General features: G+C 33.3%; 16 protein-coding genes and 1 other RNA gene. 2 read left to right on the top strand and 15 right to left on the bottom strand.

Features of this window, described 5'->3' with window-relative positions; genetic code table 11:
• Positions 1-171: 171 nt before the first annotated feature.
• From HMPREF3182_RS05850 to HMPREF3182_RS05910, 13 genes are all read right to left on the bottom strand, one after another.
• Positions 172-1,422, bottom strand: a complete 1,251-nt coding sequence (locus tag HMPREF3182_RS05850) for a dicarboxylate/amino acid:cation symporter (RefSeq protein ID WP_007393174.1) — start codon at positions 1,420-1,422, stop codon at positions 172-174.
• Between the two features lie 145 nt (positions 1,423-1,567).
• On the bottom strand, positions 1,568-2,731 hold the full coding sequence (locus tag HMPREF3182_RS05855) for a GNAT family N-acetyltransferase (RefSeq protein WP_062486159.1): 1,164 nt from the start codon (positions 2,729-2,731) through the stop codon (positions 1,568-1,570).
• 31 nt (positions 2,732-2,762) lie between these two features.
• A complete protein-coding gene (locus HMPREF3182_RS05860) occupies positions 2,763-3,677 on the bottom strand; it encodes a DUF2156 domain-containing protein (RefSeq protein WP_082718216.1) in 915 nt (304 codons plus the stop codon).
• A 19-nt stretch (positions 3,678-3,696) separates the two neighbouring features.
• The gene (locus HMPREF3182_RS05865; RefSeq protein ID WP_062486162.1) at positions 3,697-4,302 is read right to left on the bottom strand and encodes a DNA-3-methyladenine glycosylase; all 606 of its coding nucleotides are present in this window, start codon (positions 4,300-4,302) and stop codon (positions 3,697-3,699) included.
• A complete protein-coding gene (locus tag HMPREF3182_RS05870) occupies positions 4,302-5,054 on the bottom strand; it encodes an IclR family transcriptional regulator (RefSeq protein WP_007393240.1) in 753 nt (250 codons plus the stop codon). The genes HMPREF3182_RS05865 and HMPREF3182_RS05870 overlap by 1 nt, the downstream gene beginning before the upstream one ends.
• A gap of 22 nt (positions 5,055-5,076) precedes the next feature.
• A complete protein-coding gene (locus HMPREF3182_RS05875) occupies positions 5,077-6,156 on the bottom strand; it encodes an efflux RND transporter periplasmic adaptor subunit (RefSeq protein WP_062486164.1) in 1,080 nt (359 codons plus the stop codon).
• Between the two features lie 16 nt (positions 6,157-6,172).
• Complete coding sequence (locus tag HMPREF3182_RS05880; protein ID WP_235808660.1) at positions 6,173-6,433, bottom strand: pro-sigmaK processing inhibitor BofA family protein; 261 nt, start codon at positions 6,431-6,433, stop codon at positions 6,173-6,175.
• The gene (gene recR, locus HMPREF3182_RS05885) at positions 6,430-7,020 is read right to left on the bottom strand and encodes a recombination mediator RecR (RefSeq protein ID WP_062486168.1); all 591 of its coding nucleotides are present in this window, start codon (positions 7,018-7,020) and stop codon (positions 6,430-6,432) included. The genes HMPREF3182_RS05880 and recR overlap by 4 nt, the downstream gene beginning before the upstream one ends.
• Entirely contained in the window at positions 7,020-7,337 is a 318-nt protein-coding gene (locus HMPREF3182_RS05890; RefSeq protein WP_007393198.1) for a YbaB/EbfC family nucleoid-associated protein, read from the bottom strand. Before HMPREF3182_RS05890 ends, recR begins: the two co-directional genes overlap by 1 nt.
• 11 nt (positions 7,338-7,348) lie before the next feature.
• Complete coding sequence (gene dnaX / locus HMPREF3182_RS05895) at positions 7,349-9,316, bottom strand: DNA polymerase III subunit gamma/tau (protein WP_072270833.1); 1,968 nt, start codon at positions 9,314-9,316, stop codon at positions 7,349-7,351.
• A gap of 41 nt (positions 9,317-9,357) precedes the next feature.
• Positions 9,358-9,561: signal recognition particle sRNA large type (gene ffs, locus HMPREF3182_RS05900), an RNA gene on the bottom strand.
• A gap of 46 nt (positions 9,562-9,607) precedes the next feature.
• A complete protein-coding gene (dapF, locus tag HMPREF3182_RS05905; protein WP_062486171.1) occupies positions 9,608-10,444 on the bottom strand; it encodes a diaminopimelate epimerase in 837 nt (278 codons plus the stop codon).
• 74 nt (positions 10,445-10,518) lie between these two features.
• Complete coding sequence (locus tag HMPREF3182_RS05910) at positions 10,519-12,816, bottom strand: hydratase (RefSeq protein WP_062486174.1); 2,298 nt, start codon at positions 12,814-12,816, stop codon at positions 10,519-10,521.
• A 192-nt stretch (positions 12,817-13,008) separates the two neighbouring features.
• Between HMPREF3182_RS05910 and HMPREF3182_RS05915 the strand changes: the two genes are divergently transcribed.
• Together HMPREF3182_RS05915 and HMPREF3182_RS05920 are read left to right on the top strand one after the other, a co-directional pair.
• The gene (locus HMPREF3182_RS05915) at positions 13,009-14,355 is read left to right on the top strand and encodes a citrate synthase (RefSeq protein ID WP_062486177.1); all 1,347 of its coding nucleotides are present in this window, start codon (positions 13,009-13,011) and stop codon (positions 14,353-14,355) included.
• Entirely contained in the window at positions 14,355-15,359 is a 1,005-nt protein-coding gene (locus HMPREF3182_RS05920) for an isocitrate/isopropylmalate dehydrogenase family protein (protein ID WP_007393141.1), read from the top strand. The genes HMPREF3182_RS05915 and HMPREF3182_RS05920 overlap by 1 nt, the downstream gene beginning before the upstream one ends.
• 28 nt (positions 15,360-15,387) lie before the next feature.
• On the opposite strand, the gene HMPREF3182_RS05925 is transcribed toward HMPREF3182_RS05920, so the two are convergent.
• Positions 15,388-16,191, bottom strand: a complete 804-nt coding sequence (locus HMPREF3182_RS05925; protein ID WP_062486180.1) for a class I SAM-dependent methyltransferase — start codon at positions 16,189-16,191, stop codon at positions 15,388-15,390.
• A gap of 88 nt (positions 16,192-16,279) precedes the next feature.
• Positions 16,280-16,717, bottom strand: coding sequence for a Dps family protein (locus HMPREF3182_RS05930; RefSeq protein WP_062486181.1), 438 nt, complete (start codon positions 16,715-16,717; stop codon positions 16,280-16,282).
• Positions 16,718-16,792 lie beyond the last annotated feature (75 nt).

Genomic DNA, 16,792 nt, shown 5'->3' on the forward strand with positions numbered 1-16,792 from the left:
ATGCGAAAGCACAGAGCCTAGTATATGTTTAAGTGCTTTCGCCTTGCTTGTGCAGACAACTCTTTACAAGTAAGAACAAATGCGTAAATATAAAGCTTTTCGTCAGAAACTTCTTATGAATCGCTTATTTGTATATAGTATAACAGATTTAATCAATAATGACTATATTTTTTATCTTTTTTCTGCCAAAAATAAATGATACCTCTCCTTGAATTTTTGACTATTCATATCTCCTTCCCAACAAGCAACTACCATCGTTGCCATGCAATTGCCACTAACATTACAAATCGTACGAATCATGTCTAACAAACGATCAATCCCTAATAAAATAGCTACTCCTTCAGTTGGTAAATTAAAAGCTACGGCCGTAGCGGCTACAACAATAATACCTGCTCCAGGAACTCCAGCAATCCCTTTCGTGGAAAGCATTAAAGTCAACATCACCAAAATTTGTTGTTCCATCGGCATGTGAATACCATATAATTGAGCAATAAATAAAATACATGCGGAACTATATAAAGTAGATCCATCTAAGTTGAAAGAATATCCCGTAGGCATAACAAAGGTAACAATATTTTTAGGCACGCCTAATTCTTCAAGGCGTTGCATCGCTCCTGGTAATGCCGCTTCGCTACTAGCAGTTGAAAAAGCTAATAACAAAATGTCTTTCAACGCTTTTAATAAACAAAAGAAGTTAATCCGAGTAAAAGCACTCGCCACTAAAGCAATAATACAAATAAAAATAAGCGTTGCAATTGCAACAGAAAGAATCAGCTTGCCTAAAGGAATTAACATCTCAATACCATAACTACCTACTGTATAAGCAATCATAGCAAATACACCAATCGGTGCTAAATGCATCACATAACTAGTAACTTTAAACATGGTTTCAGCAATGCAACGACAAGCATTAACGATGCTCTCTCCATCTTTACCAATATGGGCTACACCTACACCAAAGAAACACGAAAATAAAATAATTTGCAACATATCTTGCCGAGCTGCCGCATCAATGATATTCGTAGGTATAATATGTACCACATAATCTACTAAATTAATACTATGTTGACTTGCAGTAGCAACTTTATCAGCGTCTCCCGCTGCTGCTGTAATATGTACCCCTACACCAGGTTCAGCTACATTCATAACGATCAAGCCAATAGCCAGTGCGATAGTCGTAGCAAATTCAAACCAAATAATTGATTTTCCTCCTAAACGACCTAATTTTTTAAAATCACCCGTTCCAGCAATCCCCATAACTAACGTACTAAAAATCAATGGTACAACAATCATTTTAATTAATCTTAAAAAAGCATCACCAAATGGTTTTAATTTATCTCCCACATCAGGAAATAAATATCCAACAATAGCACCTAGAATAAGACCTATTAAAATTTGTGTACTTAACCCTAATTTTTTCACAATAACAAAAACTTCCTTTCAAAATAATATGTCTATCTTAAAATCACAAAATTATTATACGATAGTATATGGTATACTTCAAATTTAATATAACCGTATTTTTTAATTAAATTTTAAAAGATTTAACTTATCTCACTATGCACTACTAATACCACTCATTAATAAAACAATGCTCTACGGGAAATAACCTATCTAACAATAAAATAGCCTCATCATTTCCATGTATTTTTTCATTATATGCTAACGCTTTCGCCGAAACCGTGCCAAAAATTAACATTCCTAACGCACCTACTGACATTTCTACAGTCGGCGTATCCTCTGTTCGTTTTACATGTCCTTGTCCATGGTTAACCTGTAACTTCCAATTACCACCATTCCATGCTACCAACGGATCTTTTATGTGAAAAATAATTTCTCCTGTCCATTCAGCGGGATAAGGAATCATTTCTAATACTCCCTTCACATCTACAATACGACAGGTCATAAAAGGAATAGTTTGATGTCCCTTTTTCCCATCAGAATAAAATCGGTATGATTGATCATGCAACCCTTCATTCCATTGCAAAATTTCCCCTTGAGAACGATGATTATACATATAATGAAGCAAACCTTTTTTTCCTTGAAAAGATGTATATATAAACTCACCGCACTGAATCATAGGTGTATTAATACGATAAAAAGCATAACTAATAGGCATTTTATCCATAAAGCAAGCAACAATATATCCTTCTGCCAATTGTGCCGCAATATGACTGCGCCAAGAAACTTCATCCCGTATAGCATATCCTGACAATCCTTGCGTATACTGCTCATATACGGACGCTAAATAACGCCACTGTTCAGGAGAAGAAATGAATGCATATTGAAGAGAGTCCGGAACTTTTACACATAATGATCCCACATTTCTCGTTTCTTGCCACTGGTGACAATATAATTCATACCCATACATCTGATAAAAACCTGCATTAGACGGCATCAAAATCTGAACATATTCTTGTTTCTTTCTCATTTCCTCTAACGTAGCCTGCAATAATTGTTTTCCTACGCCCTGTGAACGTGCCGCTGGATGTGTAGCTAACCCTACAACATATGATGTATTCACTTGTATTCCCCGCAGAACCAAGCGATACGGGTTTAAATGGGTTACACAACACATGACTCCGTTTTCTTCTCCAATCAATACCTGCTCAGGTCGATAATAATGCGTAAAATACCAGCGAAAAAAAGGATCTTCTCGAGGTTCAAAGCAATATGCCCATAAATTCTCAACTTGATTTTTATCTGCTAATGTAGATATACGAAAATTCATATCATCCTCTCCTTACAGCCATTCATGCCTCTTACGTATTACGCAAAGTCACTTCAAATTTTTCTACAAAATGACAGGGATTATAAGATTCTTTTGAATGTCGTAACCCCGGAATACCCATATCTTCCTCTCGATTAATATATGTAGTATGGCTCCATGCATGTACTACAAATTCATGATTAATTGCCTGATATAAACCTCGAATTGTAGGATCACTTTTCTCGAAATGAATAATAGCTGTATCTTCATTCATCATTTCACCAATAGAAAAAGCAACAATACGATTAAAAATACGAATAGCTCCACCCGTAACGCCCAATTCATTCCAATGTTTAAAAACCATTTCAATCGCTTGTCTTTCTCCTGCCAGATCTTCTGCATCGTCTTTATCTTGATGCTGCTTATACCAATTCATTTCCGCTGCTAAACATTCTTCAAAAAGCTCATCCGTAATAGAAACATATTCCCATTTACCAATATATTCATTACGAAAATGATTTAAATTATTTTTCTTTTGTCTGTATTTTTTTCCAGATAAATTAATTAAATTTTGTGTCAAATAAACGTATTCATAGTTATCACGATCAGGCGTAAAAACATAACAATCTGGACAGCATTCATATATTCGTTGTGCTGTTTTAGGCGTAACCCCTTTTAACAAAAAAGGATAATCATGTTCTTTAAACCATTTTTGCATGCGTTCCATCCCTTTTGCAAAATCACTATCTCTACGAGTAAACGGAGGAATCCAAAACTGTTTATTTCCCCGACCAGACCGAATATATAAAATATTATTTTCCTCTGCCCATTGTATTTGATAAGGTTTTTGCCATGCGAATAAGGTCATAAATGTAGCATCTGCCTGCTCATATCTCCTTTGATGAAAATATGAATCTAAAATAATTTTATCCTCTATCCCAATTTCTTTAAACTGTATAATAATAATTCCTCCTTAATGCGAATGATTATCCCTTTGAAACATAGGGATTACCTTGAATAAAAAAACGCCAAGGAAAATACTTTCCTTTTTCAGCATACGAAATATTGACACGCTTTCCCTTTACAATGCGTATCATTTCCTTGTTAGTCGGTGTAGCAATAAATAAAGGAGCTTTCCATAATGGAATACTATTTTCTTTTATCGTAATATTCATTGCTGTGCAAAGTTTTCCTGGACCATTAGAAATACGTTTGTCTGGTATAGACAACTTTCGATTTGCCAACATATATTCCTTTCCCTGAATGGGTTCAATAGCACGAATTAATACTGCTTGAGCATCATCTTTAAGGCTCGTCACAACATTAAAACAATGATACATGCCATATATCAAATATACATAACTGATACCACCATTTTGAAACATTGGCTCATTTCTATTCGTCCGTTTTCTCCAGGCATGAGAAGCATCATCTATCTTCCCCCGATAACTCCCCCCATATGCTTCTGTTTCTACAATTTTACCAATATATTCTACTTCAGATGTACGATGAATTAAATACATACCTAATAATTTTTGAGCAACATTTGTTGCCTTATCTTGAAAATCGGTATACTTCCACGGTATATACATTATATGCCTCGCTGATGACCTAATAAATGAGATAATTCTCCTGCATATTGATTTAACGCAAATAACATTTTTTGGCGTACGGACTCATAAAAACGCATCGTTGGACCAGCAATAGTTAAAGCTGCGGCAATAGTGCTATTAAAATTGAAAACGGGAACAGAAATAGCAAATAGTCCGTGTTCACTTTCATCCTGTGTAACAGCATAACCATTATGCCGTATAACATTTAAATCAGCTAATGTTACCACACCATAATCTTCACAAATACGTTGTTGTACCTCTTCTGTCGACCAAGCTAATAATACTTTACCTGCCGCCCCTTTGTATATAGGTAGAGACTCTCCCGCCGGAATAACTCGTCGTAATGAACGAGAACTTTCAACAAAATCCAAGCAAATACGACTATCTCCTTCAGCTACATAAATACTAGCTGTTTCATTAAAATCTTGTTGTAACCTGTATAAATAAGGTCTTGCTAATGTTACAATATTTTCTGTCCAATGTGACGAATACCCTAAAGCTAATGCTTTAGGGCCTAATTTATATTTTCGATAGATTGGATCTCGTTGTAAATACTGCCGCCGTTCTAATGTACTTACAATACGAAATGTCGTTGATATATTTAACTTTGCTCTATTAGCAATAGCATTAAGACTCATTTCTTTATTACATTCTAAAAAAATATCTAACACATCTAAGCTTTTTTCTAACGATTTTAATAAAACCATTGAATGTGATGCTATATCTCGCACTATACTCTCCTTTCCATGCCAACTATGTAATACGCATTCCAATCTGTAATGTAGCAGATGGATTAACCACAATAGTATCGCCTTTTTTTAAACCAGATAAAATAATAACACGGCCACCTATACCCTCTCCCGTTAATACAGAGCGAACATCAACAATACCTTTTTTATTTACAATATATACAAAATCTCCGCTATCTTTAGTACGAATAGCCATTTTAGGAACTGTAATTTGAGGCGTTAATTGATTGGTTATCAACTTAATTTTACATACTTCTCCCGAACGAAAAATTTGCTTACTATTATTACATAAAATTTTACCTACAAAAAGTCCTGTCAACGGATCCTTGGCAGCTGATATATAAGTCAATTTTCCCTCTTCCATCATTCCTATATCAGATATTATATGAATTGTTAAATTACCTGTTTGCTGTGCTTTTCTTAATACACTTATGTATTGTTCAGGTATAGCTACACTTACTAATAATGGAGAAGTCTGTTGAACCATAGCTAGCACTTGCCCTGCAACAGCCATCGTTGGATTTTTAGCAACCATAGTAATACATCCACTAACAGGTGCTATAATCGTAGCATTTTGAACCATAAACTGAGCATTTTTCATCGCTTCTTGTAATGCCGTAGAGGTAGATGATGTCGTTACATTAGATGTTTTCATATGCTGTGTCAACGAATCATATTCTACTCGCGAAATAATACCTTCTTTATATAAACGATACCATTTATCTTGTTCTTCTTTTTCTTTTATCGTTACTTTATGAGCTGCTACTAATTGTTGTGATGTGCCCATTTGCTGAGATAAAGCTAACTGCTTCTTATAAGATGTATCGTCCACTTTAACGATACATTCTCCTTGTTTCACCAATTGACCTTTTATTAACGGTTTAGTCACTATCTTTCCTGATATATTAGGTATAATATTGATACTTACTAAAGGTGATATATGTCCCTCTAATGTTACCACTGCAGGTTGATTGGAAACAGAAATCTTTTCAACCTGCATTTTTCCATTCGTATGACATCCCGTTATTCCAATAACAATAGAAACTATGATAACTATACAACTTATCCATTTTTTACCTAGCACAATATCACTCCGCTATCTATTGTAAAAACGTATAATACAATGTCAACAATATAGTTCCGGGAAATCCTAAAATACCTATAATGATTCCCGTAACAGCTGTAATAGGAACAGTTGCTAAGCCAATTATAGAACCATAGGTATTAATAACATATAACACAACAATTCCCATAATAATATGCATAGTCAATTTACGCAATGGCATTAAAAATATTTTATTAATAATAAATAAAATAATTATACCCCCTATAATCCATCCATACTGCATTATTATTCTCACATCTCCTGTCGATTTTCTACGGCACCAGCTAAGGTCACTTCATCGGCATATTCAATATCGCCCCCCATAGGAATACCGCGAGCAATTCTTGTTACTTTTATACCTGCTGTTTTTAATAATCTTGCTAAATATAACGCAGTTGCTTCGCCTTCTACATCCGGATCCGTTGCAAGTATTACTTCTTTAATATCCGTATTCCCTAACCGTTGCAATAATTCTTTAATGCGCAAATCATCAACACTCACGCCATCAAGCGGAGATAAAGCTCCCTGTAAAACATGATATAAACCATGATAATTACCACTACGTTCGATAGCCAACACATCTTGTGTTGTTTCAACCACACAAATAATAGTATGATCTCTTTTTACATCACTACAAATAGGACAAGGATCTTGATCAGACAAATTAAAACACTGGGAACAAAAACACATACTTGCCTTCGCTTGTTGCAACGCACTAATAAATTCATCAACCTTTTCATTCGGTTCCTGCACAATATAATAAGCTAATTTACGTGCTGTTTTTACACCAATTCCAGGTAAACGACGAAATTGTTCGGTTAATCGTTCTAATGAATGATCCATTAAAAGAGCCCCGGAATATTCATGCCACCAGTAATTTTTCCCATTTCTTTTGCTGTTAATTCATCTATTTTTCGATTTGCCTCATTTACTGCAGCTAAAAATAAATCTTCTAACATTTCCATATCGTCTTCAACTGAAATATTTTTATCAATATGAACAGCTTCAAGCATTTTTTCTCCATTCATAACAACAACCAATGCACCACCACCAACAGTCACTTCGACCGTACGTTTTTTTAAATCTTCTTGTAATTTTTGCATTTCTTTTTGCATTTTTTGTACTTTTTTCATCATACCTTGCATATTTCCACCAAACATATTATTTCCTCCTATTCATGCTCGCCTTTATAAGGATCTTCTTCTATATATATATTACATTCTCCTAACCTTTTGAGCAATGGTTCGACAACACTCTTTTCTTTTAAATTCATTTTTTTTACATCGTTCACTTGTGCATCAAGCACTGTATTCGTTTCAGTATTATCCATATGCACATGAGTTGCCGATACTACTGCTGCAAGCGTTTCTTTCTTTTGATGAAAAACTTCTTTTTTTTGTACATTATCATTATTTTTTTTTAATAAAGCGGTACTTTTTTTCTCCCATGCTTTTATTTGAGAATCACTATCTAAATAAACCTGTACATAACATGTACCTTGTAAAATAGAACCAAAGGCCTCTTCTAGCATCTTCCGAGCATTCTCTTCTTTAAGTAAATTAAAACCAAAACTAAATTTATCATTCAAACTTATCACAATCGTATTTTTTTCTATGCATACGATTTTTCCCTGTCCAAAAGCATAAGCAATTCTCTTCTTTTTTTTATCATTTAAATACCTTAATACCTGTTGAAAAATTTCTTCGTATTCTATAGAAGAATATAATTTTTCTTTCTTTTCAGATGTAGTTTTATTGGTTATATTCCCCGTAGAAACCACTTTTTCTGATAAAACTACTGCTTCTTTTGCTTCTTTTGTGCGTGCTTCTTTTATATTGTCTTGACTACATGGTACATCTATCTCAGAAGCAACTGTATAATCCTCTTCATAATCATCAATTTCATCCTTATCTTCAGGTATATTTGAAGTTACAGAGGTTATAATCGGTTTATTTTTTATTAATGTATCGACCTTTGTTTGTAATTGTAATACCATGTTTTCTAATTGATTTACCTGCAAAGCTAAGGCACTATCACTTATATTGGTATTCTTATTTTCTCCTTGTGCCGCCATTAATAAACCCATTTCTACAATAACTCTCGGCATAGGCGATGTTTTAACTTGTAACAGGGTTTCTTGTAGTACTTTTAATATATAAAACAATCGTTCCGATGTTATTGATTGTGCTTGTTTTTCTAATTCTTGCATTTGTTCGGCATAATCTGCCATGACGTCTGATGTAGCATGAACTTGCATAAACATTAATGCCCGAATATGTTCAATAAAACTAGACAGGATAATATATGGCTCTTTTCCTAAATGAATAATGTGATCTATTTGTTTTATAATTTCTTTACCCTGATTATGAAATATAGCCGTACTTAAAGAAAAAATCCACTCTTTTCCCAATAATCCTAAAACTTGTCGGACCATATTATCATCAATATATTGTGTACCATTTCCCACACATTGATCTAACATGCTCAACGCATCTCGCATACCTCCTTCAGCTTGTACAGCCAAAAGCCTTGCCGCTTCAACAGTTAAAGATATATTTTCTTCTTTAGCAATATATAATAACCGAGACATAATATCGTCACTAGAAATACGATGGAACTCATACCGCTGACACCTAGATAAAATAGTAATCGGAATACGTTCCGGCTCCGTTGTTGCTAAAATAAAAATAACATGACTTGGTGGCTCTTCCAATGTTTTTAATAATGCATTAAAAGCTTCAATCGTAAGCATATGTACTTCATCAATAATGTATATTTTTTTTCTACCTTCTGCAGGTAAAAATTTTATCGTTTCACGTAAGGTACGAATATCTTCAATACTACGATTAGAAGCTGCATCAATTTCTACTACATCTAATGAATCTCCCTCTATAATTTGAGTACAAATAGAACAAGTGTTACAGGGATTTCCATTTTGTTCATGTTCACAATTAATAGCTCTTGCAAATATTTTAGCCATACTTGTTTTTCCTGTACCACGAGGGCCTGAAAACAAATAAGCATGGGCAATCTTATCTAAGCAAATAGCTTTTTGCAATATTTCTGTTACTTGTTTTTGTCCTACTACATCGGAAAAACTTTTAGGACGCCATTTACGATATAACGCAATATAAGCCATAAGATACCTCTCATAATATACAAAAAAAGCAGCTACCGCTGCTTCACTCTATTTTAAAAGTACTCGTGTATGATAATTCGCCAGGTTTCCCCATGGCACATAAAAATAACTATTTATCGCTGCTTCTTCTCAGACCTGACGAGGTTCATAGGTTTTCATTGCATAGGCCCCAACGAATTACCATACATCAGTACTTTTATTAATAAGCTATATTATTATAGCTTATTAATAAATATTTAGCAAGGGAAAAGGCATAATCGTAAACAACCTTACCAATTATGCCTTTTTATTTTATTCTTTCCATTCCCCTACAAACGAAACAGCCGCCGGTCCCGTCATATAAACATTTCCATCGTCTTCATTATATTCTATATGTAAGGTGCCTAAATACAATTGGACATCAACACTTCTCCCTGTAAATCCATTTAAATAGGATCCAACGGCACAAGCACAAGATCCCGTTCCACACGCCAAAGTAGCACCAGCACCGCGTTCCCATGTATGAACTTTAATCGTATGATCGTCTATCACTTGAACAAAATTCATATTGGTCTTTTTAGGAAAAACAGGATTAGTTTCAAATTTTGGTCCAAGTGTAAGTAAATCAACTTTTTCTACATCTTTTACATATGTCATTGTATGTGGAACACCCATTAAAATACTCGTAATATAATAAGTGTCACCATCAATAATTAATGGTTCGTTAACGACTTTTCCTTCTGGTCCATTCATAGGAATTTGTTCCCGTTCCATATAAGGTTTTCCCATATTAATAGTAACTAAGCTAACCTTACCATCTTCCCCGACAATAACTTTTGGTTTCATAATACCAGCTAATGTTTCTACGGTAAACTCTTTTTTGCTAATAAAGCCATTGTCATATACATACTTAGCAAAACAACGAATACCATTACCACACATTTCAGCTTCACTACCATCCGCATTAATAATACGCATACGTATATCTGCTACATTACTAGGCACAATAACGATAATGCCATCTGCACCTATACCAGTATGCCGATCACACAACGTAATAGCTACTTGTGAAAAATCCTTATTCATTCCATTTTTATCTTCAAAAAAAACAAAATCATTTCCTAAACCATGCATTTTCACAAATTTCATAAATCTTCCTCCTTTACTACTTACATTATACTTAATTTTATAGAAACTAGAAAATAATATATGAAAATATTTTGTTATTCTATGTTTAATTTTCTCTTCTTATTAAAGTTAATTAAACAACCATCACATATAATATCCCGTTCCATATCTGTAAGCGTTTCCATATATAATGTAATTTCGTATATTTGTTCTCCTAAAACATATGCTTTACATTCCCTTCGCCCTTCCATTACATATTGACGAATATAAGGAATAAAAATATAATCACCCACATCAAACATAGGTATATCCTTCATTTGTAAAGGTAACATGCCCCAATTAATAACATTAGAGCGATATCTTTTGGTTGCATATTCTTGACAAATATTCGCACCCCCACCTAACACACGTTGACAACTAGCCGCTTGTTCTCTCGCAGATCCATCACCAGGCTTAACACAATAAATCAAACTTGCTATGCTTGTATTATTCCAATTTGCCTTACCTTCAATTGTATTTATTTTTTTGCCTATTTCAATTAATGTGCTATCTGTATATGCTAACATCTCATTTTCTTGACGGCGTGTTTTTTCTAATGCTGCCACGGCCTTAGCTCGTGATACATAAAGTGGCTCTCTTCTTGATAACGTAAATTCTGCTAATCCTAACGGATTAGAACGATAAGAAGATGTTTCTCCAGAGGGAATTAATTCATCTGTAGTAGTAACAGCATCCATAATTTTTGCACAAACGTTTAACACTAAATGTTCCGATAAAGGCGGTAATATTGGCCAATCTTTTATATTCGGCCCATAAATCAAAGGACTTTCTATTTTTTTCTTACCAAATCCCTCATACACACGTTTTTCATAAGACGTATTATCATATGCGTAAGAAGTTTCTACATAATCATCAAAATAGCCTTCTGCCGATGTTAAAAAGCCACCATTTCTAGCCGTTGCCGCAATAGAACGAGCATCCATTAAAGCAACTGCTGAAAATTGTCCATTTCCTGGTTTAGAGCCTTCACGATTTGGAAAATTACGAGTCGTATGCCGAATACTAAACGCATTATTTGCTGGCGTATCGCCTGCACCAAAACAAGGTCCACAAAAGGCCGTTTTCACAACCGAACCGGCCGCCATTAGTGAACTTACACAACCATTACGAATTAAATCCATATATACAGGTTGTGAAGACGGGTAAACTTCTAAGGAAAAAAGATCATTTCCACAATTAGCATCCTTTAACACATGTGTAGCCGCTACAATATTACCATAATTTCCACCAGCACACCCGGCTATAACACCTTGTTGTACATAAAAGCGACCATTTTTTAATTTATCTGTCAACGAATAGTCAACATTAATCCCTATGCGTTCTTCTATTTCTTTCTCAACAGTACGTAAAATATCGCTAGCATGTTGTATAAATTCATCAATTGTATATACATTACTCGGATGCATAGGCAAAGCAATCATCGGCTTTATCGTAGATAAATCAATCTCAATAAAACCATCATAATACGCAATTTCACGTGGCTCTAATTTTACATACGCTTCTTTTCGTCCATGTAACGCTAAATACTCTTCCGTATCTTCATCCGTTTGCCAAATAGATGTAAGACAAGCTGTTTCTGTCGTCATAACATCAATACTATTACGAAAATCTGTATTCATATATTGAATTCCTGGACCAATAAATTCCATTACTTTATTTTTTACATATCCCTTTTTAAAAACAGCACCAATAATAGCTAACGCAATATCATGCGGGCCTACCTCAGGTGAGGGTTTACCAGTTACATATACTCCAATAACTTCTGGATAAGCTATATCATATGTATCCAATAATAATTGTTTAACTAGTTCACCGCCTCCTTCACCAATCGCCATGGTTCCTAACGCACCATAACGCGTATGGCTATCTGAACCTAAGATCATTTTTCCACAACCTGCCATTCGTTCACGCATATATTGATGAATAACGGCAATATGAGGTGGTACAAAAATACCACCATATTTTTTTGCAGCAGATAACCCAAAAACATGATCATCTTCATTAATCGTACCACCCACAGCACATAATGAGTTATGACAATTTGTTAATACATACGGTACCGGAAATGATTCCATCCCTGAAGCTTTTGCCGTTTGAATAATCCCCACATAGGTAATATCATGTGAAGCCATCGCATCAAACCGAATGCGTAACGCATTTTTATCAGTTCCCATGTTATGTTTTTGCAAAATTCCATAAGAAATAGTTCCTTTTTTTGCTCGTTTTCGCATTATTATTTTTTCTTCTCGCCCATATTTTTTTTCATATATTTCTTTTTCTATCCATTTTTTTCCTTGCAATACATATACACCATCATCATGCAATATAATCATATAAAATCACCTTTTTATTATTATTTTCTTATTATAAAAAATAATATATTATTATTTTCTTATTATAAAATAAAATGATATTTTATTACATATAATATCATATAATTCAAAAATAATCACTTTTTTTTTTATTTTTATGATATAATATACTATAATTACAATTTTCAAATCATCAATAAGAGAGGTATGGCTATGATTGATAATAATATTTGCTTAGCTCAATTTTATGGGAAATCACAAAATTACACAAAAATCTCCCGTACTTTATATAATAAGTATAATGTAAAACGAGGATTACGCAATGAAGATCATACAGGCGTCCTCGTTGGTTTAACTCGTATAGCCGATGTTATCGGTTACACTCGTGATGATACAGGCAACAAAATAAATTGTAATGGCGTTCTTTATTATCGTGGTATAGATATTAATGAATTAGTAACAAACGATATATACCAAAAATATTTATATGAACAAGCGTCTTTTTTGCTATTATTTGGGTATTTACCCACAACTAAAGAACTCGACGATTTCTGTTCTATCTTACAAAAAAATTACGAATTACCTCATGAGTTTTTAGAAATGAACTTACTTCGCTTGCCGGGAAAACATTTAATGAACAAACTGCAACATGCTTTGTTAACACTTTATAATTATGATAGCGATCCTGATAATACAGAAGTATATCCTACATTGCAAAAAGGACTTAACATTATGGGTAAATTACCCTCTATTGCAGTATATGCATATATGTCGAAAATGCATTACTATCATCGCAAAAGTCTTATTATTCATTATCCCCGAGCAGATTATTCTACCGCAGAAAATATTTTATCTATTCTCAGACCACAGTCAACATTCACACCACAAGAATCACGATTACTTGATTTACTCTTATTTCTACATGCCGATCACGGTGGCGGTACCAATTCTACATTTACCAATGTAGTCGTTTCTTCTACAAACACCGATTTATATTCCAGTATGGCTGCATCTATCGGTGCCTTAAAGGGCTCTCGTCATGGTGGTGCTAATATAAAAGTATCCCTTATGATGGAAGAAATTATAAAAACGCTTGGCTTACATGCTTCAGAAAAAGAAATAAAAAAAATAATTGAGAAAATAATAAATCATGAATTTTTTGATAACCAAGGATTGATATACGGCTTTGGTCATGCTGTATATACCTTAACTGATCCACGAGCAGAACTCATTAAAATGTATTGCCAACAATTATCAAAAGAACGTACAGAAGTAAAAGAATTATTTGATTTTTATGTACGATTTGAAAAATTAGCTAAATCATTTTTATCCGAAAGAAATCAAACCGCGGTCTGCACAAATGTTGATTTTTACAGTGGGTTTGCTTATCAATTACTAGGTATACCACGTGATTTATATACACCATTATTTGTTATTAGCCGTTTTGTAGGCTGGTTAGCCCATAATATAGAACATAAATTATACGATAACCGTATTGTCCGACCCGCTACAAAATATGTAGGCAATACAGAATCATATATACCTTGGGAGGAAAGATAATGAAACCAATTACCGTATTTAGAGGAGATGGCATTGGTCCTGAAATTACCGATGCCGTACTAACTATTTTAAACGAAGTAAAAGCTCCTTTTACTTATGAAATATTTGAAGTGGGTGAAAAGGAATATCATTCCCATGGTGCTCTAATTCCACCACAAGCTTTTGCATCCTTTGAAAAAACAAAACTATTATTAAAAGCACCTATTACTACTCCTATTGGCTGTGGATTTCGCTCCTTAAATGTACTATTACGTGAAAAATACAATCTGTTTGCTAATATTCGTCCCGCTAAAAGTACCCCAGCTATCAAAACACCTTTTTCTCATGTTGATATCATTACATTTAGAGAAAATACAGAAGATTTATATATTGGCGTAGAATATAATATGGATGCCGATACAATTCATGCAATAAAAAAAATAACAAAAAAAGCTTGTTTGCGAATTATAAACGCGGCCTATCAATATGCACAAAAGCATCAAAGAAAAAAAATAACCTGTGTTCATAAAGCAAATATTTTAAAAAAGAGTGACGGTTTATTTTTAGAATGTTTTAATACAATAGCTAAAGAATATCCCCATATCCAAAGTGATACCAAAATTATAGATAATCTCTGTATGCAATTAGTAATGAAACCAGACGAATTCGATATATTAGTCATGCCTAATTTATATGGTGATATTGTATCTGACCTCACTAGTGGTTTAATCGGTGGTCTAGGGTTACTTCCTTCAATGAATATTGGTGATGATTATGCTTTATTTGAAGCTGTACATGGTAGTGCTCCGGATATTGCAGGAAAACATATTGCTAATCCAACTGCTCTTTTATTATCAGCTTGTTTATTATTAGACCATACAAACCATAATGACATAGCAGAACAAATTCGTACAGCGATTCAACATGTACTAAAAAATACGACTATTCGTACACCTGATATCGGTGGCACAGCAACAACAGAAGAATATACACAAGCCATTATAAGGGCATTGGCTCATAACTAAAAACTAGGTTGTTCTCTAAGAGAACAACCTAGTTTTTAGTAGAATATTCATAAATGCCTAATCGATTATTCATCATATACATAATAGGTGCGAATAACTTCCAATACCATGGCCCTATTGCTAATAATTTCGGTGTAAAAGAAATAAGATCTACTTGTTTTAAGTGTGGAACTAATTCAACTAATTCTTTTCCCGTTTGTGATCCCCAAGTAAAAGGGATATCCATATTTTTACACATATCGTGAATATTTTCTTTATGCACTAAATATTTTGAAAGTAAATCAATATGAATTGTATATGATGAAAAAGCACTTTGTAAAATACGAAATAATGCTAGTATTTCATCAATATGAAAATACATAAAAACACCTTCACTCATGCACAAAATAGGTTTATTCTTATTTTTTACTTCATATACCCAATCAGAATCTAATAAAGACCTCCCAATATTATGAATTCGTTCATGAGGAGAAAAATACCTCTCTCTTAATTGTATTACTTCTGGAAAATCAACATTGTACCATTCTATCTTCCCTTGATCGATACGATAAAATCGACTATCTAATCCTGCTCCTAAAGAGATAACAATACTATTAGGATATTTCATTAAAAATTTTTTAGCTTCCCTATCCATCACAGTGGCTCTTGCTAAAATACCATAATAAGATTTTTTCTTTCCCTTAAAAATACTAAAATCATATTTTTCTCGTAAAGAATAATAAATATCTATCGCCTTCATGTCACCCAAAATAGGATTATCTTGCATAGCATCTTGTGCACGAACATATAAAGGAATCAATAATGTAGAACTAACACCTGCTAATGTATCCATATATCTTCTCCTCCGGCTAATCACAAAAATAGAGAATAATGTAAATACATTATTCTCTATTTTATATTATAATTTATCTTGTACTGTATTATTCTTGTGACTGATGTAACATCCAAATAGATTTACTATATTCACCAATATAATTATCTGCCATAGCAGAAACTTCATAAACATTATTTTCATCAGCAAGTGCTTTAATATCGCTAATTTCTTTTTTCATAAACGTAAAATCTTCAATTAAAGATTTAATAATAACAGCACCTGATACTTTTTTATTTTCAGCTTCTTTTAAAGTAGCTACTTTTAAATAATCTGCCATCGTTCCTAATGGTTGACCTTGTAATTTTAAAATTTCTTCAGCTATAACATCAATACTATCATTAATATGATCATAATATTCTTCTAATTTAGCATGTAAAACAAAAAATTCAGGTCCTTTTACATTCCAATGATAATTTTGTAACTTACGATGTAATACAGCCAAATTAGACATATACATGTTTAATTTTTCAATCAATTTTTCCATTACTATTACCTCCTCAAAAAAACTATCTCACATTTAAATCGAAAATGATTTTTACTATTAATAGTTTACCATATT

Source organism: Megasphaera hutchinsoni, from assembly GCF_001553405.1.
In the GTDB taxonomy this organism is placed as follows: Bacteria; Bacillota; Negativicutes; order Veillonellales; family Megasphaeraceae; genus Megasphaera; species Megasphaera hutchinsoni.